The 25,003-nt window shown below is 53.7% G+C and carries 21 protein-coding genes; 7 read left to right on the top strand and 14 right to left on the bottom strand.

What is annotated here, in order from left to right; translation table 11 throughout:
• Positions 1-103 precede the first annotated feature (103 nt).
• A complete protein-coding gene (gene degQ, locus AC0XWG_RS09715; protein ID WP_128348201.1) occupies positions 104-1,471 on the top strand; it encodes a serine endoprotease DegQ in 1,368 nt (455 codons plus the stop codon).
• Positions 1,472-1,563: 92 nt separating this feature from the next.
• Positions 1,564-2,631: an outer membrane-stress sensor serine endopeptidase DegS gene (gene degS / locus AC0XWG_RS09710; protein ID WP_028017007.1), complete on the top strand. Its 1,068-nt coding sequence runs from the start codon at positions 1,564-1,566 to the stop codon at positions 2,629-2,631.
• Between the two features lie 90 nt (positions 2,632-2,721).
• Here degS and mdh read toward each other — a convergent pair whose 3' ends face one another.
• Entirely contained in the window at positions 2,722-3,660 is a 939-nt protein-coding gene (gene mdh, locus AC0XWG_RS09705; protein ID WP_028017006.1) for a malate dehydrogenase, read from the bottom strand.
• Positions 3,661-4,057: 397 nt separating this feature from the next.
• Between mdh and argR the strand changes: the two genes are divergently transcribed.
• From argR to yhcN (AC0XWG_RS09690), 3 genes are all read left to right on the top strand, one after another.
• Positions 4,058-4,528, top strand: coding sequence for a transcriptional regulator ArgR (gene argR / locus AC0XWG_RS09700; protein WP_003860428.1), 471 nt, complete (start codon positions 4,058-4,060; stop codon positions 4,526-4,528).
• Between the two features lie 374 nt (positions 4,529-4,902).
• Complete coding sequence (gene yhcN / locus AC0XWG_RS09695) at positions 4,903-5,166, top strand: peroxide/acid stress response protein YhcN (RefSeq protein WP_032666799.1); 264 nt, start codon at positions 4,903-4,905, stop codon at positions 5,164-5,166.
• 110 nt (positions 5,167-5,276) lie between these two features.
• Complete coding sequence (yhcN, locus tag AC0XWG_RS09690) at positions 5,277-5,543, top strand: peroxide/acid stress response protein YhcN (protein WP_024906332.1); 267 nt, start codon at positions 5,277-5,279, stop codon at positions 5,541-5,543.
• A gap of 66 nt (positions 5,544-5,609) precedes the next feature.
• Here the strand turns inward: yhcN (AC0XWG_RS09690) and AC0XWG_RS09685 are convergent, their stop codons facing one another.
• The 5 genes from AC0XWG_RS09685 to aaeX form a co-directional block, all read right to left on the bottom strand.
• On the bottom strand, positions 5,610-5,882 hold the full coding sequence (locus AC0XWG_RS09685) for a barstar family protein (protein ID WP_008502839.1): 273 nt from the start codon (positions 5,880-5,882) through the stop codon (positions 5,610-5,612).
• A 45-nt stretch (positions 5,883-5,927) separates the two neighbouring features.
• Entirely contained in the window at positions 5,928-7,382 is a 1,455-nt protein-coding gene (locus AC0XWG_RS09680) for an NAD-dependent succinate-semialdehyde dehydrogenase (protein WP_028017003.1), read from the bottom strand.
• A 90-nt stretch (positions 7,383-7,472) separates the two neighbouring features.
• Positions 7,473-9,440, bottom strand: coding sequence for a p-hydroxybenzoic acid efflux pump subunit AaeB (gene aaeB / locus AC0XWG_RS09675; protein WP_108091095.1), 1,968 nt, complete (start codon positions 9,438-9,440; stop codon positions 7,473-7,475).
• A 5-nt stretch (positions 9,441-9,445) separates the two neighbouring features.
• The gene (gene aaeA, locus AC0XWG_RS09670; protein ID WP_028017001.1) at positions 9,446-10,378 is read right to left on the bottom strand and encodes a p-hydroxybenzoic acid efflux pump subunit AaeA; all 933 of its coding nucleotides are present in this window, start codon (positions 10,376-10,378) and stop codon (positions 9,446-9,448) included.
• 7 nt (positions 10,379-10,385) lie between these two features.
• Positions 10,386-10,589, bottom strand: a complete 204-nt coding sequence (gene aaeX / locus AC0XWG_RS09665) for a p-hydroxybenzoic acid efflux pump operon protein AaeX (RefSeq protein WP_003860416.1) — start codon at positions 10,587-10,589, stop codon at positions 10,386-10,388.
• 179 nt (positions 10,590-10,768) lie between these two features.
• Between aaeX and aaeR the strand changes: the two genes are divergently transcribed.
• Both aaeR and AC0XWG_RS09655 read left to right on the top strand, forming a co-directional pair.
• Positions 10,769-11,695: an HTH-type transcriptional activator AaeR gene (gene aaeR, locus AC0XWG_RS09660; RefSeq protein ID WP_028017000.1), complete on the top strand. Its 927-nt coding sequence runs from the start codon at positions 10,769-10,771 to the stop codon at positions 11,693-11,695.
• A gap of 219 nt (positions 11,696-11,914) precedes the next feature.
• The gene (locus tag AC0XWG_RS09655) at positions 11,915-12,529 is read left to right on the top strand and encodes a YagU family protein (RefSeq protein WP_049007549.1); all 615 of its coding nucleotides are present in this window, start codon (positions 11,915-11,917) and stop codon (positions 12,527-12,529) included.
• A gap of 47 nt (positions 12,530-12,576) precedes the next feature.
• Here the strand turns inward: AC0XWG_RS09655 and tldD are convergent, their stop codons facing one another.
• The 8 genes from tldD to csrD form a co-directional block, all read right to left on the bottom strand.
• The gene (gene tldD, locus AC0XWG_RS09650) at positions 12,577-14,022 is read right to left on the bottom strand and encodes a metalloprotease TldD (RefSeq protein ID WP_028016998.1); all 1,446 of its coding nucleotides are present in this window, start codon (positions 14,020-14,022) and stop codon (positions 12,577-12,579) included.
• An 84-nt stretch (positions 14,023-14,106) separates the two neighbouring features.
• Complete coding sequence (yhdP, locus tag AC0XWG_RS09645; protein ID WP_475680547.1) at positions 14,107-17,910, bottom strand: AsmA2 domain-containing protein YhdP; 3,804 nt, start codon at positions 17,908-17,910, stop codon at positions 14,107-14,109.
• Positions 17,911-17,951: 41 nt separating this feature from the next.
• Positions 17,952-19,421 (bottom strand): ribonuclease G, encoded by a 1,470-nt coding sequence (gene rng / locus AC0XWG_RS09640; protein ID WP_049007546.1) that lies wholly within the window; start codon positions 19,419-19,421, stop codon positions 17,952-17,954.
• Positions 19,411-20,004, bottom strand: a complete 594-nt coding sequence (locus AC0XWG_RS09635; protein WP_028016995.1) for a Maf family protein — start codon at positions 20,002-20,004, stop codon at positions 19,411-19,413. Before AC0XWG_RS09635 ends, rng begins: the two co-directional genes overlap by 11 nt.
• A gap of 9 nt (positions 20,005-20,013) precedes the next feature.
• Complete coding sequence (mreD, locus tag AC0XWG_RS09630) at positions 20,014-20,502, bottom strand: rod shape-determining protein MreD (RefSeq protein WP_028016994.1); 489 nt, start codon at positions 20,500-20,502, stop codon at positions 20,014-20,016.
• On the bottom strand, positions 20,502-21,518 hold the full coding sequence (gene mreC / locus AC0XWG_RS09625; protein ID WP_023309400.1) for a rod shape-determining protein MreC: 1,017 nt from the start codon (positions 21,516-21,518) through the stop codon (positions 20,502-20,504). Before mreC ends, mreD begins: the two co-directional genes overlap by 1 nt.
• A gap of 61 nt (positions 21,519-21,579) precedes the next feature.
• A complete protein-coding gene (gene mreB / locus AC0XWG_RS09620) occupies positions 21,580-22,623 on the bottom strand; it encodes a rod shape-determining protein MreB (RefSeq protein ID WP_000913396.1) in 1,044 nt (347 codons plus the stop codon).
• 282 nt (positions 22,624-22,905) lie between these two features.
• Positions 22,906-24,846: an RNase E specificity factor CsrD gene (gene csrD / locus AC0XWG_RS09615; protein ID WP_129324203.1), complete on the bottom strand. Its 1,941-nt coding sequence runs from the start codon at positions 24,844-24,846 to the stop codon at positions 22,906-22,908.
• Positions 24,847-25,003 lie beyond the last annotated feature (157 nt).

The raw sequence follows: 25,003 nt of genomic DNA, 5'->3' as shown, positions 1-25,003 counted from the left end.
CATTTAGTTAAGCACCTCATTGTTCAGCGGTTTAAAATTCAATAACATCAACGTGTTTTTGGGGCCGTTTTTCCTTTATTCCAGGTTACGAGAGTCAACATCGATGAAGAAAAAAAACCAGCTGTTGAGCGCTATCGCGTTAAGTGTCGGGTTATCTCTCTCGGCGTCCTTCCCTGCCCTTGCCGCCATCCCCTCTCAGGTGCCCGGTCAGGCAGCCATTCCAAGCCTCGCACCGATGCTGGAAAAAGTGTTGCCTGCGGTCGTCAGCGTACAGGTTGAGGGTACGGCTGTACAAAGCCAACGCGTACCGGAAGAACTGAAAAAATATTTTGGCGATGAAGCTCCCGACCAGCAGGCTCAGCCTTTTGAAGGTCTGGGTTCAGGCGTCATTATTGATGCGGCCAAAGGCTATATTCTGACCAACAACCATGTCATCAGCCAGGCCGATAAAATCAGCGTACAGCTTAATGATGGACGTGAATTTGATGCCAAACTGATTGGCGGCGATGACCAGAGCGATATCGCGCTGTTGCAGGTGCTGAACCCGAGCAACCTGACTCAGATTACCATTGCGGACTCCGACAAACTGCGTGTCGGTGATTTTGCCGTTGCCGTGGGTAACCCCTTTGGTTTAGGGCAGACCGCCACCTCCGGGATCGTCTCGGCGCTGGGACGTAGCGGCCTGAATCTGGAGGGGCTGGAAAACTTTATTCAGACGGATGCCTCCATCAACCGTGGGAACTCCGGCGGGGCATTGCTCAACCTGAATGGCGAGCTGATTGGGATTAACACGGCTATTCTGGCCCCTGGCGGCGGCAGCATTGGAATTGGTTTTGCCATCCCCAGTAACATGGCCAAAACGCTTGCCCAGCAGCTGATCCAGTTCGGTGAAATCAAGCGCGGGCTGTTGGGGATCAAGGGAATGGAGATGAGCGCGGATATCGCCAAAGCGTTCAACATCAACGTGCAGCGGGGCGCATTTGTGAGTGAAGTCCTGCCAAACTCCGGTTCGGCAAAAGCCGGCGTGAAATCGGGCGATGTGATCGTCAGCCTGAATGACAAGCCGTTGAGCAGCTTCGCAGAGCTACGTTCACGCATTGCCACGACAGAACCTGGCGCCAAAGTGAAGCTGGGCCTGATTCGTGACGGCAAGCCACTGGACGTTGAAGTCACGCTGGATAAGAGTACCTCGTCATCTGCCAGTGCGGAGCTTATCGCCCCAGCGCTGCAAGGGGCAACGTTAAGCGATGGGCAGTTGAAAGACGGAACGAAGGGCATTAGCATCGACACCGTTGAGAAGAGCAGCCCTGCCGCGCAAGCAGGATTACATCAGGATGATGTCATCATTGGCGTAAACCGTAATCGCGTGCAATCCATTGCCGAGCTGCGCAAGGTGCTGGAAAGTAAACCGGCGGTTATTGCCCTGCAGGTTATGCGTGGCAATGAATCTATCTATATTCTGTTGCGCTAAGCATTTGCGATGCCGGACATCACCGCTGCGTGTGATGTCCGGATAACTCATGTTATGCTGCAAATCGTCCCTTTTTTAACGACACGCGCATCATGCTTTTAAAGCTCTTACGTTCAATTGTCATCGGTTTGATTGTCGCTGGCCTGCTGCTGGCGGCAATGCCGTCTTTACGTCAGTTTAATAAACTGACGGCTCCCCAGTTCGACAGTACGGATGAAACGCCGGCCACCTACAACCAGGCCGTTCGCCGTGCAGCACCTGCCGTGGTTAATGTCTATAACCGCGGCCTTAATAGCTCAACCCATAACCAACTGGAGATCCGCACCCTCGGCTCCGGGGTGATTATGGACGAGCGCGGCTACATTATTACCAACAAGCACGTGATTAACGATGCCGACCAGATTATCGTTGCCCTGCAGGATGGCCGCGTGTTTGAGGCGTTACTCGTGGGGTCTGACAGCCTGACCGACCTGGCCGTCCTGAAAATCAACGCCACGGGAGGTTTGCCGATCATTCCCATTAATCGTAAACGTACCCCTCACATTGGCGATGTCGTCCTGGCTATCGGTAACCCTTATAACCTGGGCCAGACGATTACCCAGGGAATTATCAGTGCGACGGGTCGTATTGGCCTCAACCCCTCCGGGCGGCAGAACTTCCTGCAAACCGATGCGTCGATCAACCGCGGTAACTCCGGCGGTGCGCTGGTGAACTCACTGGGTGAGTTGATGGGCATCAATACCCTCTCGTTCGACAAGAGCAACGACGGCGAGACACCGGAAGGGATCGGCTTTGCCATTCCGTTCCAGCTGGCGACCAAAATTATGGATAAACTGATCCGCGATGGACGGGTGATCCGTGGTTATATCGGAATAGGTGGCCGTGAAATTGCACCAATGCATAACCAGGGCGGCGGTATTGATCAGATTCAGGGCATCGTGGTCAACGAGGTATCACCTGGCGGCCCGGCAGACAACGCGGGAATTCAGGTTAACGATGTCATTGTGTCAGTTAATGGTACGCCAGCGGTCTCGGCACTGGAGACCATGGACCAGGTCGCAGAGATCCGACCGGGCTCTATTATCCCTGTTGAAGTCATGCGCAATGATAAGAAACTCACGCTGCAGGTGACGGTTCAGGAATACCCGGCAACAAACTGACAGCCATAAAAAAACCGAAGCCAGTGAGTGCTTCGGTTTTTTTTGCCGGGTGGCGCTAACGCTTACCCGGCCTACGAGAGACGGTTCGTTTTACTTGTTAACGAACTCTTCGCCCAGGGTGATATCTTTCTTCAGGGTATCCAGCATGCCTTCCATCGCGTGTTGTTCAAACGCGCTCAGTTTGCCGATAGGCTGACGTTCTTCGATACCATTTTTACCCAGCAGCAGCGGTTGAGAGAAGAAGCGAGCGTGTTCGCCGTCGCCTTCAACGTAAGCGCATTCAACAACGCCTTTCTCACCCTGCAGAGCGCGAACCAGTGACAGACCGAAACGTGCAGCCGCCTGGCCCATAGACAGAGTTGCAGAACCGCCACCCGCCTTCGCTTCCACCACTTCGGTGCCCGCGTTCTGGATACGTTTGGTCAGGTCAGCCACTTCCTGCTCGGTGAAGCTAACGCCAGGGATCTGCGACAGCAGAGGCAGAATGGTGACGCCTGAGTGGCCACCAATAACCGGAACTTCCACTTCTGTTGGCTGTTTGCCTTTCAGCTCAGCAACAAAGGTGTTGGAACGGATAATATCCAGCGTGGTCACGCCGAACAGTTTGTTTTTATCGTAAACACCGGCTTTCTTCAGCACTTCTGCCGCGATAGCAACAGTGGTGTTCACCGGGTTAGTGATGATACCGATGCACGCTTTCGGGCAGATTTCAGCGATCTGCTGCACCAGGTTTTTCACGATGCCAGCGTTGACATTGAACAGGTCTGAACGATCCATACCGGGCTTACGTGCCACACCTGCAGAAATCAGCACCACGTCGGCACCCTGCAGAGCAGGACGCGCGTCTTCACCGGAGAAGCCTTTGATTTTCACAGCTGTCGGGATGTGGCTCAGGTCAACCGCCACACCTGGGGTTACCGGAGCAATATCGTACAGGGAGAGTTCTGAGCCTGAAGGCAGTTGAGTTTTCAGTAGTAGGGCAAGCGCCTGGCCGATACCACCAGCAGCGCCGAGGACTGCGACTTTCATCCTAAACTCCTTATTATGGTTAACTTAAGTATCTGTAACTCCGTTGCGGCGACCATAATTCAGCGAGTAAATAATTACAATTTTCGTAGCTAAAGAATTTGAGGTCACGCGGCTTTATCTCTCACCAGAAGACTATCTGACGACAGACGGCAACGAATTAAGAGGTGGTTACAATACACCCTGCCCCGCCACCAAAACAACATCATTTTGATAACATTTAATTTACTTTTAAGCTTATTTGCGCGGCGTGACCCAGGCATGTTTTCTGATAACGAAATCTGATAAAATCACTCCCTTTCATAACATTATTTCAGACTACCTCCCGGTAGATAATTTGCATAAAAATTCATCCACATGCATAATAATGTTGTTTCTATCGTCATATTCCGGGTGACTTATGCGAAGCTCGTCTAAGCAAGAAGAATTAGTAAAGGCGTTTAAAGCGCTACTCAAAGAAGAGAAATTCAGTTCTCAGGGAGAAATTGTTCAGGCGTTACAGGAACAAGGTTTCGATAACATCAATCAGTCGAAAGTCTCCCGCATGTTAACCAAATTTGGCGCGGTGCGTACCCGTAACGCCAAAATGGAGATGGTCTATTGCCTGCCAGCTGAACTTGGCGTGCCGACGACCTCCAGCCCGCTGAAGAATTTGGTTCTGGATATCGACTATAACGACGCCGTCGTAGTGATCCACACCAGCCCTGGCGCTGCGCAGTTGATTGCTCGCCTGCTGGATTCCTTAGGTAAAGCGGAAGGTATTCTCGGTACAATCGCTGGGGACGACACCATCTTTACCACCCCGGCAAATGGTTTCTCCGTCAAAGACCTCTACGAGGCAATTCTGGTTCTGTTCGAACAGGAACTCTAATCCCCCCTCCCCGCAGCACCGCTGCGGGGATCGTTCTGCTCCCGCTGCGTTTCCCACTCGATTCCACTGCCCTGACTTTGACAAATAATGCTTTTTACCACCCATTAACATTCACCCAGTGAATGCTAAATCAAAAAATCGCACAAAAAATCAAAAGCTGATATCAATATGATTTTATTAGATATAACTGCACGAAGTGGACGATAAATAGCCAATATTATGCAATTTGGTTATAAAAAACGAACGGGTTAACACGTAATAACAATAGTAACAATTAGTCTGGTATTAATTTTTTTGGTTATTAGTGTATACTTGATTTTGTGATGAGGGTCACGAAACAAGACCCCACGAAAAAATTCGACGAGGTAAAAATCATGAACATTAAAACTACTGTAGCGGCGCTGAGCGTCCTGTCTGTCCTGTCATTCGGTGCTTTCGCTGCTGATTCAATCAATGCTGACCAGGCGCAATCCCGCCAGGCAATCGGTACGGTTTCTGTCGGTGCAATCGGTACGTCCCCGATGGACATGCATGAGATGCTGAACAAGAAAGCGGAAGAACAGGGTGCATCATCCTACCGCATCATTGAAGCTCGTTCAGGTGACCACTGGCACGCTACTGCTGAGCTGTACAAATAAGTTTTAGCAATAACTGAAGACATAAATCTCCACTCAACGGCACCAGGCATAAAAATAGCTGTTTAACCCTTCTCGCCGTTGAGCAACAACCCTATTCAGGAGTAAAGACTATGAAAACCAAATTGATCATCGCAACCCTCGGTCTGGCCTCAGTTCTCTCTTTCGGCGCAAGTGCAGCCGTACAGCAAGTGAATGCCGACCAGGCACAAAATCTGCAGCCTATGGGCAGTGTATCCGTAACGTCTGTCACTGGTTCACCAATGGATATTCGTCACGAACTGGCCGCAAAAGCTGAAAAAGCAGGTGCCAGCAGCTATCGTGTCACCGAACTGAATCAGGGTGACCACTGGCATGCTACGGCAGAACTGTATAAATAAACCCTCGTCGTATTTCATCATACGACTTGCCCCTGACCTGCTGGTCAGGGGCTTTTTTTATGTCATTCAATGGCGCGCGTTAAAACGCAGTTGCCCTTCCAGCTCTTCTTCCGCTTCATCGAACAGTAATATCAGTGCGCCAAAACGTCTGCGCAGCTTATCGGGTAAATGAATGAACTCAATCTCCAGCGGGAGTGGCAACAGACTGCCGGTCACCACGTCCCACAGGGTATCCAGATTCGTCACGCTTTCCCGTTCAAGATCAAACACCCGGATAAATTCACGATAGAAGTCTTCCTGACTGTCGATCTCGTCAAAATCAAACGTATAGGTTTTCATTGCCAGCCACCCAGTCCAGGCGAGCAGCAGTTGCCGCCCTGTCTATTATAATCCCCCAATATGCAGGGTTTTGACTTCCAGATACTCTTCCAGCCCCAGCACGGAGCCCTCGCGTCCAAGGCCTGACTCTTTTACCCCGCCAAAAGGCCCCAGTTCCGTAGAGACGGCGCACTCGTTAATGCCAATCATCCCGCTCTCGATGGCCTGAGAAACACGGAAAACGCGTGAAAGGTTTTGGGTGTAGAAGTAAGCCGCCAGGCCATAAGGCGTGTTGTTGGCACGCTGGATGACCTCATCTTCTGAAGTGAAACGGAAGCACGCCGCAACCGGTCCAAACGTCTCTTCTTCTGCCAGCTTCATGCCTTCATGGCAGTCACCCAGTACGGTTGGCATCCAGAAATTCCCGCCAAGCGAATGGGGTTTCCCCCCTGCCAGCACGGTTGCCCCGCGGGCAACGGCATCGTCGACATGCTCACGCACCTTGTTGACCGCAGCAGGTTCAATCAGCGGTCCGACGACAACCCCCTCTTCAAGACCATTCCCCACCTTCAGCGCCTTTACCGCATCGGCAAGTTTATTCACAAACTTGTCGTAGACGGTTTCCTGAATATAGAAACGGTTAACGCTCACGCAGACCTGCCCGGCATTGCGGAATTTGTTGGCGATAGCACCCTTAACCGCTGCGTCGATATCCGCATCCTCAAAAACGATATATGGGGCATTTCCCCCCAGCTCCATTGAGACTTTTTTCATGGTGTCTGCGGCATTACGCACCAGCGTTTTGCCGACGGAGGTCGAACCGGTAAAGGAGATTTTACGCACGTCACGGCTGGCCATGATCGCATCGCTGATTTCATGGGTATTCCCGGCCACGGCGTTGAGAACACCGTCGGGCACACCGGCCTGTTTAGCCAGGGTAAGCAGCGCAAAAGCACTGAGCGGCGTGTTATTGGCCGGTTTGATCACCCCGGTACAGCCCGCAGCAAGCGCCGGGCCTAATTTACGGGTGAGCATCGCCATCGGAAAGTTCCATGGTGTAATCGCCGCGACCACACCAATGGGCTCGCGGGTTGCCAGAATGCGGGAACCGGGTTTGATCGGCGGAATAATTTCCCCGTTAGCGCGCTTGGCCTCTTCGGCAAACCACTGGATAAAGCTGGCCGCGTACTCCACCTCTCCTTCCGCTTCTTTCAGAGGCTTGCCCTGCTCGGTGGTCATTAACCGCCCGAGCCAGCTTTTATTTTCAATAATCAGTTCGTACCAGCGGTAAAGGATGGCCGAGCGTTCTTTCGCGGTTTTGGCTCGCCATGCCGGGAAAGCGTTGGTGGCTGCGGCAATCGCAGCTTCGGTTTCCGCTTTACCCGCTTTCGCGACTTTAGCGATGACCTCGCCGGTCGCCGGGTTAAGTACATCAAACGTCGTGTCCAGCGTTTTCCAGATACCATTAACCAGATACCCGGTCTGAAAAAGGATGTGGTCCTGAAGCGTCTCAGTCGTCATGTGTCCTCCCTTTCTGAATGTAAGAACGTGCTGGAATTAAGTATAGCCACAAAAAAACCGACGCTTTTGGCGTCGGCTTTTTTACTTCAGTCAGTTATCTGTGAGGGCATTCTGGTAGCGGTGCAGCATAAACACCAGCCGCCCTACTGGCTCGGTTACCTGAGGCGGAGCTTCCCAGACTTTAAGCTTCTCCTGGTAGATATCGAGCTCTTCAAGCAGTTGCGTAAAGTAACGACGGCGTTTGTCATCGCTGGTCGCGGAAAGTACATGGTCGGCAGTGCGGCGTAGCTGACGGTGGAAAGCCGACAGATCGTCGTTGATCGGCACAGGCGCGTTACGCAGACGCTGGTGCGCGATGATCATGGTTAATGCCAGCCGGAACTTAGCGATGTCACCCGGGAACTTATTAAGCAGTAAAAACAGCTGCTGATAGAGCGCCGGTAAGTGGTTTTCTTTGCGGCGTGCGGTATTGGTGGTCATCGACGACACGGCAGCGGAAACAAACTGGTTCAACAATACACGGCCCGTTCTTGCCTGTGAGTTATCGCGCACCAGCAGAATAACCATCATTGCCAGGAAACACCCCACCAGCTGACCCAATGCGCTGTCGAGGAACTGGCTGAAATGGAAGGTCATCGGGTTATCCAGCACAATGATGTTAATCGTACTGGCCAGCGCCCCCAACGATCCCAGACGGCGCTTTTGCACTTCTATGCCAATAAAGAACGCCATCACCGCCAGGCTTATGCAGAGCAGCAACATGCTCTGTTGCGTGGACGGGATGATCACCAGGAAATAGAGCGCGCCTATCGGCAGGGCGGCAATGGTGCCGTACAGGAAATCAATGGCGACCATACGCGGGTTGGGCAGACGCATCGCCAGGGCAGTCACAACGGCAATCATCACCATTGCACCGCTGCCGGACGTCCAGCCTGTCCACAACCAGAACAGCGTACCGAGCATGCAGGCGAGCGTCGTGCGCCAGAAGTTGACCATCGCGTGATGACGCTCGGCAGATTCCGCCTTAATCACCACTTCTCCCTGCAGCACCTCTTCTTCCGTCGCGCTGATTTTGGTATTGCTAACCACGCCGCGTTTCAGCAGCAGGTAGCGCGTCGCGGACCCGACCCAGGTGTAGATGGTCACTGGTGTGTCGCGTTCCCCTGTCCAGGCAATGACCCGCCGCATGCGCTTAAGCTGCTTATGCACGTCCTGCACGGTTTCCACCGGCTCGGCAAACAGCTCGCGGAACGTATCGGTCACCACTTCCGGACGGGTGTTCTGGATCAGATAGGTTTCGCACGCCTGGGTAATCAGCGTTAAGGAGACCGTATTGAGGGCTTTGAGGCGACGGTTAGCCCGGGCCCAGCGCGAAGACTCTATATTAAGGTTACTGCGCATCCCTTCCAGCGCCTGCGTGCGACGTACCAGCCCGCTCCAGGCCTTATCCACCTCTTCACTGTCACCATGCTTGATGCAGAGCTGCATCAGCTGGTACTGGGCAACAATCAACGCATCCAGCTCGCGATCCACCTCTTGCTTGATAGAGCGAGGGGAGAAAAGCAGGTCAGCAACAATCGCGCAAACAATACCAATCACAATCTCACTGCAACGCTCCACGGCGAACTGTGGCGCAAGCAGCGGCTCGCTTTGGATAGTAATGACGATAATCAGCGCGGTGTAACCCGCCAGTCCCCAGGCGTAGGAGTTTTCCACTTTCACCAGAGACGAGACCCAGGTGCAGAAGCCCGCCCAGATACAGCACACCATCAGCATCAGCAGTGGGGTGCGGATCATCAAAATAATAATGGTCAGCGCCGCGAAACAGCCGATAAACGTCCCAATGATACGCAGCATCCCGCGATAGCGGATCGCACCAGAGTAAGGTTCACCACCGGCGGCAAATGCCGGACCAGCCGCGACAATTGCCGCCGTCAGCACCGCCCAGCGCGGGGTTTCAAGCTGGAAGTGGAAGCCAACAAACAGTGCCAGCACGATGGCACACGCCAGCTTCACGGCGAAGCGAATGTGTTGGTTGGCGATGGAGAAGATACCCATAGCGATTAGCCAAACTCGCGCAGACGGTGGGCAATTTTACGGAAGATCGACTCCTGGCTGGCATCCCGGTCTTTAGCGCCGGTAATCACCACCGTCGCCGTGGTACCCGCAGGCCACACATTCCCCTGCTGTTCGTCCAGATGGATACGCACCGGCACACGCTGAGCCAGACGCACCCATTCCAGGTTGGAGTCCACTGTCGCCATCCCTTTTGCATCCTTAGAACTGCTGGCGTTGGTCACCCCTGCGGCGACGCTGTCGACGGTACCTTTAAAGACGCGGTTACTGCCAAGCGGTGTAATTTCGGCACGATAACCCGGACGTACGCCTTCCAGTTTGGTCTCTTCCATATAAGCGAGCACGTAGAAGGAGTTCTGTTTAACCAGCGCCACGGCCGTTGAGCCACGGGTGATAAATTCACCGGCATAGACATTAAGGTTAGTGACCCAGCCATCGGCTGGCGCGCGGATCACGGTGCGCTCCAGATCGAGCTTTGCCAGATCGCGCGTCGCTTGCGCTTTGGCCATCTGGTGCAGCACGGTTTGCAGCACGTTATTGGACTGGTCGATCTCTTCGCGGGACATAGCCTGAATACCTAACTGGTTACGGCGGCCTGCCTCACGGCGTTTCTCTGCCGCCAGCGCCTGATAATAGGCCACGTCAGCTTCCGCTTCTTCCAGTGCTTTCTGGTAGCGAGGCTGGTCGATGGTGAACAGAACCTGATTTTTTTTCACCAGCTGGTTATCGTGAACGTTGACCGCCGTGATAAGACCGGCCACGTCGGGGGCTATGGCCACGACATCGGCGCTGAAACGCGCATCACGTGTCCACGGTGATTCCGTGTAATAGACCCAGGCCCGAAAAATAGCGATGAAGGCGAGGATAACCAGTGCCATGGTGATGGCGGTTCGGGAGATTTTTCTTGTTAGTGTTTTCACATCAACCTCAGACAAACATGCGCGATATCAGGTAAAACAGGCAGCAATACAGCGCGGTATTGAACAATGCAGGGTGCCAGACGAAATCGTAGATCCCGGTAGGAACCAGCACCTTGCGCACCAGCCAGAAGATCGCCAGTGATAAAAGAAGCTCGAAAAATATCGGTGGGAACGACAGACCGAACACCACGATAACGGGAAACAGACTCATGTTGACCTTGATAAGAGAGAGTGCAGGCTACAGAATTTTTTAGCGCACGCCATCGCAGAAGAGCAAGAAATGCCGGGCGAGAATGGCGCAGCCGTTAAGTAATTAATAATATATTAACGTAACTGTTATGCTGTTATCTATAATATGTGATCTAAATCACTTTTAAGCCAGAGTGAACAATGGAACGTTTAAAACGCATGTCAGTCTTCGCCAAAGTGGTTGAACTGGGCTCTTTTACCGCTGCTGCACGCCAGCTTCAGATGAGTGTCTCTTCAATCAGCCAGACGGTGTCCAAACTGGAAGATGAGCTTCAGGTCAAGCTGCTCAATCGCAGTACCCGCAGCATCGGGCTGACAGAAGCGGGTAAAATTTACTATCAGGGTTGTCGCCGCATGCTGCTTGAAGTGCAGGATGTCCACGAACAACTCTATGCTTTCAACAACACACCTATCGGCACACTGCGCATCGGTTGTTCTTCAACTATGGCACAAAATGTCCTCGCTGCCATGACAGCGGACATGCTGAAAGAGTATCCAGGATTAACCGTGAATCTGGTGACGGGTATCCCTGCGCCGGACCTGATTGCTGACGGGCTGGACGTGGTGATCCGCGTTGGGGCATTGCAGGATTCCAGCCTTTTCTCGCGCAGGCTGGGCAGTATGCCGATGGTCGTTTGCGCCTCGAAAAGCTATCTGGCGCAGTACGGTGTCCCTGAGAAACCCGCCGATCTCACCAACCACTCATGGCTGGAATACAGCGTTCGACCCGACAATGAATTTGAACTGATTGCTCCGGAAGGGCTCTCCACCAGACTGCTGCCAGAAGGCCGGTTTATCACCAACGATCCAATGACCATTTCGCGTTGGTTAGTGGCAGGAGCCGGGATCGCCTACGTGCCGTTGATGTGGGTGATCAACGAGATCAACAGCGGTGTACTGGAGATCCTGTTCCCTCGCTACCAGTCCGATCCGCGCCCGGTATACGCCCTGTACACAGAAAAAGACAAGCTACCACTCAAGGTGCAGGTGTGTATTAACTATCTGACAGACTATTTTGTGGACGTGGCGGAGCTGTTTCAGGGGATGCGAGGAAGAAGTAAGGAATAATTGATTATCGCGGATAAGCATATATTATATGAATATGTCCTGGATGAGATGCACATTCATTCAGGAATATTCCCTCACCACTATCAGTAATAGCTAATTGACACTTCCGTTACCCTCCCCTTACCTTATTAGAAGTCTGGCACTCAGACTGTTATTAATTTGTTACTAATATGAATAATAAAATGTATTCCGCAGGATGACATTAAACAAGGAAAAGAAATGAATATATTTGAACAAACACCACCTTCGCGCAGGCGCTATGGACTCGCCGCGTTCATTGGTTTGATTGCAGGGATTGTCTCTGCATTCGTGAAATGGGGAGCGGAGGTGCCACTTCCGCCACGTAGCCCTGGTGATTTATTCACTGCCGCATGCGGACCAGAGCAATTAATAAGAGCCGCAAGTCAGATTGACTGCTCGCGTAATTTTCTCAATCCGCCTTATGTATTTTTACGCGACTGGCTGGGCGTTGTCGATCCTAACGCGGCGGTTTATACATTCGCCGGACATATATTTAACTGGGTCGGCGTAACACATATTATTTTCTCAATCGTCTTCGCCGTAGGGTATTGTGTAGTTGCGGAAGTCTTCCCGAAAATTAAACTCTGGCAAGGTTTGCTGGCGGGTGCGTTAGCCCAGCTTTTTGTCCACATGATCTCCTTCCCGCTGATGGGTCTGACACCGCCGCTGTTCGAACTTCCATGGTACGAACACGTCTCAGAAATCGTGGGTCATTTAGTCTGGTTCTGGTCGATCGAAATCATTCGTCGTGATTTGCGTAACCGCATCACGCACGAGCCCGATCCGGAAATACCGCTGGGTAACTTACGTTAAAAAAAAGGCGCTACCTCTGTAGCGCCATTTTTTTATGCATCGTCAGATCAGGCAGTGCCGCCCACCGTCAAATTGTCGACTTTCAGCGTCGGCTGGCCTACGCCAACCGGCAGGCTCTGCCCCTCTTTACCGCAGACGCCCACACCGTTATCCAGCTTCAGATCGTTACCGACCATGGAAATCTGCTGCATGGCTTCAATACCGGAGCCAATCAGCGTCGCACCTTTCACCGCTTTGGTCACTTTACCCTTCTCAATCAAGTACGCTTCTGAGGTAGAGAAGACAAATTTACCGGAGGTGATATCCACCTGGCCGCCGCCAAAGTTTGGCGCGAAGATGCCGTAATCGACGGATTCGATAATCTCCTGCGGTGTGGATTTGCCCGGCAGCATATAGGTGTTAGTCATACGCGGCATCGGTAGATGTGCATAGGACTCACGACGGCCGTTACCCGTTGGCGCTACGCCCATCAGGCGCGCGTTGAGTTTGTCCTGCATGTAGCCTTTCAGCACACCGTTTTCGATCAGCACATTGTATTGGCCAGGCGTACCTTCATCGTCGATAGCCACCGAGCCACGGCGATCGCGCATGGTTCCATCATCCACCACCGTGCAAAGCTCAGACGAGACAAGCTGCCCCATCTGGCCGCTGAATACGGATGTACCACGACGGTTAAAGTCACCTTCCAGACCGTGGCCCACCGCTTCGTGCAGCAGAACACCCGGCCAGCCAGCCCCCAGAACGACCGGGAATGTCCCAGCCGGCGCCGCGACGGCATTCAGATTCACCAGCGCCATGCGCACGGCTTCTTTTGCCCACGCGTCAGCGCGTGCTTCACCGTCAACATCGCCCAGGAACCAGTCATAGCCGAAACGGCCGCCACCGCCGCTTGAGCCGCGCTCGCGTTTGCCGTCGTCATCGACCTGCACGCTGATGGAGAGACGGACCAGTGGACGAACATCCGCGGCCAGAGTACCGTCCGTCGCCGCAACGAGAATCAGCTCATAGACGCCGCTCAGGCTGGCAGAGACTTCCTGCACACGCTTATCGGCAGCACGCGCCACTTTGTCCACGCGGCGCAGGATATCCAGCTTCTCTTCGCGGCTCATGCTCTGCAGCGGATCAATGCTGGTATAGAGCGCAGAGTGCTGCACTTCACCCAGCGTTTTCACACGACCATCGCCGGTATCACGCACAATGGTACGCGCAGCCTGAGCACTCTGCTCCAGCGCGGCCAGGCTAATCTGATCGGCATAAGCAAAACCGGTTTTCTCGCCGCTAACGGCACGGACACCGACGCCCTGGTCGATGTTATAAGAGCCGTCTTTGATGATGCTGTCTTCTAAAACCCAGGATTCGTGATAGCTCGACTGGAAATAGAGATCGCCGTAGTCGAGACGGCGTTCGGTCAGTTGACCAAGAATGGAGAACAGGTCCTGATGGCTCAGGCCGTTCGCTGCGAGCAAATGTTCACTTACCAGGTTCAGACTCATCGTATTGCTACTCGTTCGTTGCCGCCTGTGGCGGTATAAAGATCGTATTTATTGAGAGTGAGGCAATTACCTGCCCACGTCAAATCATTGCTGTGCTTCTTTGCGCGGCTGGCGCAGCACTTCATTAATCTGCGGTTTATCTACCGGGCCGGTAATGTGGTAGCGCAGAATGGAAACCTTGCTCCATAGCGGACCCAGCACTTTACTGGCGGCAAACACCGCCGCACCAACAATCGGGTTCACCACAAAGGCCGCTGCCACGCCAACGCTCGCGGAAATTTCCGGTGCCACCACGGCTTCCATATCCAGCTCTCGACGCACGAGATTGACCGAGCCTTTCATCGCGATATCCGCTTCCAGGCCGTCCACCAGCGTGTCGTCCGTATGCAGAACGCCATCCTTGATCCACGCCGTGCTGCGAATGGAATCGTAGTAGAAACCTTCGCTGAATGTGTCACTGAAATCGAAGCGCAGCTTGCGCAGCAGCGCATCAAAACTCAGCAGACGCAGGATCTGCCCGGCGCGCCCCGTGCTCACGTCGGCGATTTCACCTTTACCGAAGCGGGTTTTCAGAATGCCATTGAGCGAGGCTTCATCCGGCGTCCACGGCGCGGCACGCCAGTGAAGATCGTAATCAACATCAAATGACGAACCGCGAAGCGGCGTGGTAATGCCAAAGAAATTGGCCGCGGCATCCAGCTTGTTGCCTTTAATGTCACCCTTCAGGGAGGTACGCTGCTCGCCCGGGTTATTCACCCATTCGCCTGCGGCCGTCATGCGTCCAAAACCGGTATCGACCAGGCCACCGGTGAGCGTGAGCGTATTTCCCTGAATAGCGAAATCACCGTCGATACGGCCATATTTTTGCCCCCACAGCCAGCATTCAGCACAGCGCAACTGGAGATCGGGCCAGCCGTTAAAATCGACGCGAGCGGTTTTACTCAGCGGTGACGTCTCTGCCGGTTTATCTTTCCCGATCGTGGTGCTTGCCGGGTTGTAGTAGAGATAGCGGATCGCCGCCTGCCACGGCGCATGATTGCGCATGGTCAGTGCGCCATTGATCTCTCTGCCCTGAGCCTCGACTTTCGTGCCGTTAAGCGTTGGCTGAGAGACAATACTCAGGTTGTTCCACTGCTGTCCCCCCAGCATTAGTGACGGCGTGCGTACGGTAATGGTCTGCGGGAACTGAGCGGTTTCATCAACGTTTTGTCCAACACCTTTCTGGAACAGCGCCAGCCACTCAGCACCGTCCAAAGGCGGGAGATTCAGCTCAATGCCAGTCTGCTCCGGCAGCGGCGGTGTCGAGCGGCTATCAGTTGTCCAGATGGCTTTGTCGAGAGTGAGTTTGCGGTTGAGCAGCCAGCGGCTGTTGAAGTGGTTTGTCCCGCCCGCGCTTCCGGTCAGCTCGAAGCTGTTCAGGTTACCATCGACGTTAAGCTTTACTGGCAGCGGCAGTCCGGCCTGCTTATCCAGCGGCGCAGGTAGCTGGCTATGAAGGTTTTTCAGGTCACCCGTAATGTCGACCTTATAATGCGCGCCAGCGTGATAAGGCAGTTCGATTGCCACGTTCCCCTTCCAGGATGCCGAGCCATCCACTGACCCTTCAATCGGTTTCGGCAGGACATCCATACGCGCTGGCTGCCAGTTACCGTCGAGATTGACAGCCACCTGATACGCCTTTTCACCCTCGGTGGTCGTAAAGTCGATATTTACGGGCTGATTAAACCAGCTGGCAGTGAGCGGCTCGCTCTTCAGGTTACCGTTCACAAAGCTGAACTGCCCACTGAGATTTTTCAGCGTACTTTCAAGAGGTTTGATATACAGGCTGTTATTCTTCAGACGGACATCACCTTTGGCGGTGGTCATCTCTCCGTCCAGCGGGATATCGAGATGTAAGCGAGCATTCACATCACCATCAAGCTGCAGTTGCTGAAGCGTCGCCGCCAGCGACTCTTTCAACGGCGTCTCCTCAAAGTACGGTCCTACCGCTTTCCCTGGACCGTTGATATCCGCATCAATGAGCAGTTTCTCTTTTGAATAATCCGGGATGTTTGCCGTCAGATTGCTGGCCGTCACACCGCCCAGCGCGACGCTGTCTGACTTCATCCATAATCCGTCATTGAGGAAGTTAAGTTCGATATCCAGGTTTTTCAGCGCGGGCCAGCCCGGCTGGAACGCAAAGGTGGCGTTGTGCAACGGCACCAGTACCTGGAACTGACCTTCATTATGTTTGTACGGGAAAAGATGCGGGTTACCGCCATAGACCAGCGTGGCGTTCTCCGCCTGTCCGCCCTGGATCGCGCCGCTCAGATAGTCCACAAGCGCTTTCCCCATCAGGTTTTCCGGGAAATAGCGCCAGGCCTGAGAACCATCGTTGGTACTGATCCCGGCCAGAATACCCAACCACGGCTCATCACCTTCTGGTTGCAGATAGCGAAAATCACCGCGCGCATGTACGGCTTTGGCTTTTACGTCGATATGGCGGCCATCAAGCTGGAAGCCCTTATCGTTCTTGAGCCAGTTAAGTACCGCACTGCCTTGTTCAATTTCCAGTGGCGCGCGGAAGACCGTCTCGTAAGGCATTTTGGCGTCATGCATATCGACCGTCAGCCTGCCGTTTTCTACGCTGCCTTCCAGCTTGCCGCTAAAGTGCTCCGCGCCCGGCAGTAACTTCCACTGCTTCCAGGCAAGATCTTTCCAGGTTGCCTGAAAACGGGTTTTTTCCGTCGCCTGGAGCGGAATATCCAGCGCCAGCGTATCGATCTTTCCGCTCGGCTGCGTGGCCAGCCAGATTTCCCCGAGATCTGAAGAGAGCTTCGTCGCCATTGAGCGCAGGCCTTCTATTGCGGCCAAATCCAGGTTACTGGCGCGAATACGCAACTCATCGCTGCGTTTACTTTCCACACCGCCGACATCCTGCTCAGGCATCCAGGCAAGCGTCAGCGCGCCGCGCGGCCACGGTTTGTTGTCCATGGTGATGCGCGTGTCTGGAATGGCAAACTGCCAGCCCCCTTTCTCCTGCGTCACGTGCGCGGTGAGGTTATCAACGGAAAGCTGATGCTGCTGTTTTTCTCCCTTCCAGCTCGCTCCCCCCTGCTTCAACCAGATATCACCGCTGGCAAATTCGCCTTTCGTCAGGGTCATCCAGCCTTCAAGGCTGAAACGGGCGGTTTCCAGCTGCATATTTTGCTGAAGCCAGTCTCCCAGCCACGGTTTTACATCCACATCGTCGGCCTGAAGCCATACCTTGCCGTTGTTGAGCAAGCCATCGTCGTCTCGCAGATCCATGCGTACCTGCATCACGCCGTGCTGACCGTTCAGACTGGAGAGATTCACCTGCCCCTCGGCGCGGTGTCGATCCTTGCCATTCAACCAGGTCAACTGGGGGATCGCCAGTTCAGCGCGCTGGCCAGAAAGGGTAATAAAGCTCACTTCGCTGTCACGAAGATCGAAATGATCGAACTGACGCAGGAAGAGATCGCTGAAACGGTTGGCTTCAAGACCCTGGCTACTGTCACCACCCGACAGCGGCGTATTGGTCAAAAACTGGAGTTGATAAAAGGTGAGATCGCGAAACTGCCAGCGAAGATGCAGCAGGCTTTGCCAGACGTCCAGCGCCAGGGTCACGCGTTTGATTTTCAGGTAGCCGCCATCTTTCAGGCTGGCGTTGATATCCCGGACATCGAGTGTCGGGCCAAAATTCTGCCAGTTAGCACTGATCTGGCTTACATCCACCGGCACCCCGGTAGTGGATTCGATTTTCGCCAGCAGCTGCGGACGCCAGCTGTCCAGATGCGGTAATACGAGGCGTAGCCCGCTCACGAGCAACGCGACAATCACGACCAGCGTTGCCCCTGTAAGCAATAAAATCCCCGGCAATCGCCTCACGCATCTCTCCTTGTCAGCATTCGTCACGCAGCGTACTGCGCTTACATCATCACGACGTCAAACTGCTCCTGGTTATAGAGCGGTTCAATTTGTACTTTTACCTGTTTGCCGACAAAGATTTCCACTTCCGCCAGCGCGTGCGACTCTTCGCCTTTCAACGCTTCAGCCACCGCAGGGGAAGCATAGACCAGAAAACGATCGGAGTCGTAGGCATGATGAACACGCACGACTTCGCGCATGATTTCGTAGCAGACGGTCTCAACCGTCTTTACCGTTCCGCGTCCATGGCAGGTTGGACATTCATTACACAGTACATGTTCAACGCTTTCACGGGTACGCTTACGCGTCATTTCCACCAGCCCGAGCTGCGAGAAGCCGTTGATGCTGGTTTTCACACGATCTTTACTCAGCGCCTGCTCCAGCGAGTGCAGCACGCGGCGGCGATGGTCTTCATTACTCATATCGATAAAGTCGATGATGATAATGCCGCCCAGGTTGCGCAGACGAAGCTGGCGCGCAATCGCCTGCGTCGCTTCGATGTTGGTATTGAAGATAGTGTCATCCAGGTTACGGTGACCAACAAACGCCCCGGTATTGATATCAACGGTGGTCATCGCTTCGGTCTGATCGATGATCAGATACCCACCAGACTTCAGTTCAACCTTGCGCTCAAGCGCACGCTGGATCTCGTTTTCGACATCATAGAGATCGAAGATCGGCTGACGCCCAGTGTAATGCTCCAGCAGGCCAGGCATCTCGGGGATATATTCAGCGGTAAACTCCAGCAGGGCTTCATAGGTCAGGCGGGAATCCACGCGAATACGGTCGAGCTGTGCATCGGCAAAATCACGCAGAACACGTTGAGCAAGCGCCAGCTCACCATAGAGCTGGTAGCGGGTCTGGTTGCGTTTTTTACGCTCCATCACCTTGGTCCAGACGCGCTTCAGGTAAGCCGCATCAGACGCCAGGTCTTCTTCGCTGATCCCTTCCGCTGCGGTACGGATGATAAACCCACCCTGTTCATCGCAGTAAGCGCTGACCACTTTCTTCAGACGCTCGCGCTCGGTTTCACTCTCAATACGCTGCGAAACGCCCACGTGCGATGCGCCGGGCATAAAGACCAGATAACGGGAAGGTAAAGTGATGTCGGTGGTCAGACGGGCACCTTTGGTGCCGAGGGGATCTTTCACCACCTGTACCATCAGATCCTGACCCTGACGCACCAGTTCAGAAATATCGCGGACGGCAAATTGCTTTTGCTCTTCACCTGCAACGCACTCGGTGTGCGGCATGATATCGGAGGCATGTAAAAATGCCGCCTTATCCAGTCCAATATCTACAAAAGCCGCCTGCATACCCGGTAGTACACGACTGACACGACCTTTGTAGATATTGCCTACTATTCCGCGTCGCGCTTCACGCTCAATATGAATTTCCTGAAGAATGCCACCATCAATGTAGGCCACACGGGTTTCCGATGGCGTTACGTTTACCAACAATTCAGCCGTCATAATTATCCCTTCCCTCACGCAGTGAGTTAAAATTGCTCAGCAACTCATACGTTTCCACCAGCGGTAAGCCGACTACGGCGTGATAGCTGCCATTAATCTTCCTGACAAAACAGCCACCCAGCCCCTGAATACCGTATGCACCTGCCTTATCCATCGGTTCACCGCTGGCAATGTAAGCGGTGATCTCGTCGTCGGTAAGTACTCTGAATGTCACATCCGTCACGACCAGGCAATCCAGCACGTTCTGGCTGTCTGCCAGTGCGACGGCCGTCATCACCTGATGCGTTTGCCCGGACATTTTGCGCAGCATACGCGCCGCATGATCGGCGTCGCGCGGTTTCTCAAGCACTTCACCGTTAAGAATAACGATGGTATCTGCCCCCAGCACCGGAAGGTCACGTGGCACACTGGCTACGCCAGCCTGCGCTTTCTCGCGCGCAAGGCGAGACACGTACTGTTGAGCACTTTCGCCCTCAGCACGTTTTTCTTCAATGCCGGTCACGATGCGTTCAAAAGATACCCCTAACTGCGTCAGGAGTTCCTGACGGCGCGGGGAGCCAGAAGCGAGATACAAAGACGTCATAGAAACCTTTTATTGCACGGCAAACTGCTGGCGAATCTTACGCATCAGCAGGAATAACCACGGCCAGAGCACACCGTTTACTACACTACTCCAGAACACTTCCGGTCGGAAAGAGACGTTGATCACTAAAAACTCTGCCCAGAAAACAACAATATCCGCAGCAAGCGACAACAACATCACCACCAGGGCCTGTTGCCAGAGCGCGAGGTTACGAAAGAGCTGGAATTTAAGTGCGACGAGGTACGCAATAATGCTCATGGACAACGCGCGCACGCCAAGCGTAGAGCCACTAATGAGATCCAGTATGGCACCCATCACAAAACCTGTTCCGACATTTACGCGATGCGGCAGGGCAAGGATCCAGTAGAGCAAAATGAGTAACACCCAGTTTGGCCGGAAAACAAGAATGTCATCCGGCCAGGGCATAACCTGCAGTAACAGCGCAATGAGAAACGAGAGCCAGATGACCCAGCGTCCCTGGCTACGATAACTTGCCACTACTGCCCTCCCGAAGAGAGTTTAGGCGGTGGTGGCGCATCCGGCAGCGGCTGCGTTAATCCTGTTGCTGGCGCCGGGACTGGCGCAGGCGGCCCCATGGAATCCGCAGGCGGGAGAACCTGCGGCATCATCTGCATCAGACGCTCATTCGCCACACGATGCACCTCTTCAGGCGTCATCGGATTAGCACCATTACGATCGGCGCCCCACAGCAGCAGCAGATAGCGCAGACGCTGTAAACCTGCGGTTGGACGCGCCTGAATCACGGTATAGGCACGCTGAGTATCGAGCTTCACCGAAGAGACCACCGCAACCGGATAGCCTTCAGGGAAACGTCCACCCAGACCGGAGGTCACCAGAACGTCACCGACACGGATATCCGTGTTCGCTGGCAGGTGTTCCAATTGCAGATCGTCCGTACAACCGTTACCGGCGGCGATCACGCGAATGTCATTACGCAGGACCTGAATCGGCAGCGCATGGGTAGCATCGCAAATCAGCAGAACGCGGCTGGTCAGTTTGGCCACGGCAACAACCTGGCCCACAACGCCTTTATCACTGATGACTGGCTGACCTTCATACACACCGTTCACGCTACCTTTGTCGATCACAACCTGATCGCTGTAAGGATCGTTTACGGTGGAGATCACCTGCGTCACCATCTTCTGCTCATCCTGACGCAGCGGCGAGCCGAGCAGTTCACGCAGACGCGCGTTTTCCTGCTTGTATTGCCCCAGCATCAGCAGCTCGCTGTTTTTCAGCAGCAGTTCCTGGCGTAGCGCCCGGTTTTCGAGTTCGAGTTGGTCACGCGAAGACAGCGTTTGAGAAACGGAGTCGAGTAGTTCACGGGGACCATTTGATACAAAGTAGAAAGGACTGACGGCGGTATCCATGTACGTTCTGATCTGACTGAACGTACCGAGGCGGCTATCGGCAATAATGACCCCAAGCGCCACCAGAACCGCCAGAATGAGGCGAAACTGTAGCGATGGGCCACGGCTAAAAATTGGCTTCATAGGCTATGCGTATTCTCGCGTCAGAGAGAAAGGGTAGCGATGCGCTACCCTTTCACAATGACTACTCTTCGCTGAACAAGTCGCCGCCGTGCATGTCGATCATTTCCAGCGCCTTGCCACCACCACGGGCGACGCAAGTCAGTGGATCTTCTGCAACTACGACAGGAATACCTGTCTCTTCCATTAACAGGCGGTCGAGGTTACGCAGCAGCGCACCACCACCGGTCAGAACCATACCGCGCTCGGAGATATCGGACGCCAGTTCTGGCGGGCACTGTTCCAGCGCAACCATTACCGCGCTTACGATGCCGGTCAGCGGTTCCTGCAGTGCTTCCAGAATTTCGTTGGAGTTCAGGGTGAAGCCACGTGGAACACCTTCCGCCAGGTTACGGCCGCGTACTTCAATCTCACGCACTTCATCGCCCGGATACGCAGAGCCGATTTCGTGTTTGATACGCTCTGCAGTGGCTTCACCGATCAGAGAGCCGTAGTTACGGCGCACATAATTAATGATGGCTTCATCGAAGCGGTCACCACCGATACGTACAGAAGAGGAGTAGACCACACCGTTCAGAGAGATAACGGCGACTTCAGTGGTACCACCACCGATATCCACCACCATTGAACCCGTTGCTTCAGACACAGGCAGACCTGCACCAATTGCCGCAGCCATTGGCTCTTCAATCAGGAACACTTCACGAGCACCTGCACCCTGGGCAGATTCACGGATTGCGCGACGCTCAACCTGGGTTGCGCCAACCGGCACACATACCAGAACACGCGGGCTTGGGCGCATGAAGCTGTTGCTGTGAACCTGCTTGATGAAGTGCTGAAGCATTTTTTCAGTCACGAAGAAGTCAGCGATAACGCCGTCTTTCATTGGGCGAATGGCGGCGATGTTGCCAGGGGTACGACCCAGCATCTGCTTCGCGTCATGACCCACTGCAGCGACGCTTTTCGGCGAGCCTGCACGATCCTGACGAATGGCCACAACAGAAGGCTCATTCAATACGATGCCTTGTCCTTTTACATAAATAAGGGTATTCGCGGTACCCAGGTCAATGGACAGGTCATTGGAAAACATGCCACGAAATTTTTTCAACATACTAAGGGATAATCCTGAAAGCTGGGGCGGAAAACAAAATCCGCTTACTTTACCAACCACACGCAGCAGCGACAAGGCGCAAAAATCATCTGCAACGGTGAAAATTTGTGCAGTACGTTTCCTGATGTTACAAAATTGATCCCTGATTCCCTCAGGACTGAGTCAACAGCAGCGTCCCTCACTGACATTTGTAACCCGTTAAAGGTCGTTCACTGGCTTTTTGCTCGACATACTCAAAGCTACAGGCGCGATATTCTACGTGAAAACAGCGTAAACGGCAGGTCAAACAGAGTATCTTTGCAAATATTTTTTCACGTTGGTGTCAAGCGGCTGAGAGGCGGCAAAAAAATCCCCCTGACCACCGGTAACACCGCGCTCTGTTAACATCTGCCATTCGCCTCTGGAGCGCACACCTGTGGCAAAAACTTGCGTTCGCGTTCCCTTGCACGCTTCAACCAGACTCTGTACCAGCAGCTGGTTTTCCGTGCGCTTCTCAATATTCCTCACCAACCCCGGATGTAGCTTTAATAACTCCACATCCAGCTCTTTGATCCAGTTAGTACTGACCAGCGTTAACCCGGCATGCGTAACGGCTACACGCGAGCCGAGCGCATTGATCAAACGTACCACCGGGCGCAACCGGCTGATGTGTTGACCTACATCCGCCTCAGCAAGTTCAAAAATAATATGTTTGCGTTGCGATTTTTCGCATTGCATTAATGTATCACGCAGCCAGCGCTGAAAACGTGGGCGTATTAACGACTCTACGGTGACCTGTAATGCCAGGGTTTCTTCAGGCCAGAAGGATAAAAAAGGAATCAAGCGGCTAATTTGCTGCCGGTCATACTCTTCGGATAGCCCAAACTGCAGTACCATCGGCAGATATTCCGCAGAGATGACTTCTTCTGTGCCGTCAAAAATACGGCACATCAATTCACGGTGATGGACATGACCGTTTTTCATGACTGCAGGTTTTTGATAAATACGTGGCCCGCCGCGGCTGAGCATTTGCTCGATCAGCGTTCGCCAGCGCACATTGCCACGCCCTTTTTCCGGCAGCGAGTCGTCATAAACCGCCCATCCGTTCGCCCCTTGTAACACGGCGTTGCGGGTCGCCGCTTCCGCGTGTTCCATCACTTGTTCTGTTGATTGCCCGCCGCGCCAGGCACAGATCCCCATATGCACCATATCGTCCCTGTCGAGCATTTTGCTCTGCGGCAGCGCATCCACCGCCTTCAGCAGCTGGCTGGCGATGCTTTCCGACTCTTTTAACGTGCGATGCGGCAACAATACGGCAAAATCGCTGCGGTGATATCGGGCCAGCAGTGCCCCCGGGTAACGCATAATAAAGGTGGAGAGCAGGTTGATTAGCGTAAAGAGATTTTCTTCCGCAACCCGCTGTCCCCAGGTGTCGCGCAGGAGATCGAAGTCAGGCAGGCGAATCATCATTACCACCCCGTGCGTCCCCACCTTTTCCGGGTCCTCAAGCAACGTGGCCAGTTGGTTGTCAAAGAACAGGCGGTTGTTAAGGCCGGTTTTATTATCCTGGGCGGCATAAGAGCGGATCAGCGTATCCATACGGCTGCGCTGGTCACTGGCGAACTGGATTTCTGAGAGCAGCGTATCCAGCGCGCTACTGGCGCGTGCAGGCCATTCATGGACTGAGCCACGCACCTGCGGACCGCGTTCACCGTTAAGGATCCGCACGGAGCGCACCTCCAGCAGTTCCTGACCGGAGAGCTGGCGGCGCAGCCAGCGGACAGCAAGAAAAATAAGCAGGACGATAAACGCAACAGCAACGGTGAGTGGCGCAGTGGTCATCATGGAGCGGAAATAACTGGCCATCGGATCAAGGTAGACCATGTGCAGAGTCATCCCAGGATTTTTAAGCGAGTGCACAGTCACTTCCCGATACTGGCTCACCACACCTGCCGGCCGATAACTTTCCTGCCGTATATGGCTAAAAACCCGATGCTTTCCCTGCTGAATGTCTATCTGAACAATATCAACAGGTGCCATCAACTCATCCAGTTCACGGGAAAGTGCCGGCAGCGGCGTCGTCAGCAGACGAACATCAATCACCGAAGCAACAGCCTGGACCCGGTTGACCAGCTTGTCCTGAATGGCGTTATAAAAGCTCAGAGAGCAGCCAAGCAGCGTGACAAAAATGGTAAGCCCCGTCAGCAAGGTAATAAAAGCTGAGAACTTCGTCGTTAATCGCATCCTTGAGATTACTCCGTAGGTTGATGGGGTAGCGAGTAAGCGCTAACTTGCATTTCAAATGCGGCATACTATCAAATCGGCTGTAACTGGCAATTTATTGCGTTAAATCGACATTGCTTTTCCCTGAGCGAGTATAGTCTTCAGAAATTATTTTCCA

The sequence above is a fragment of the Enterobacter sp. DVT3837 genome (genome assembly GCF_056238685.1).
Note: the sequence above shows the minus strand (reverse complement) of the source record. Positions and strands in the feature narration are given on the sequence as shown.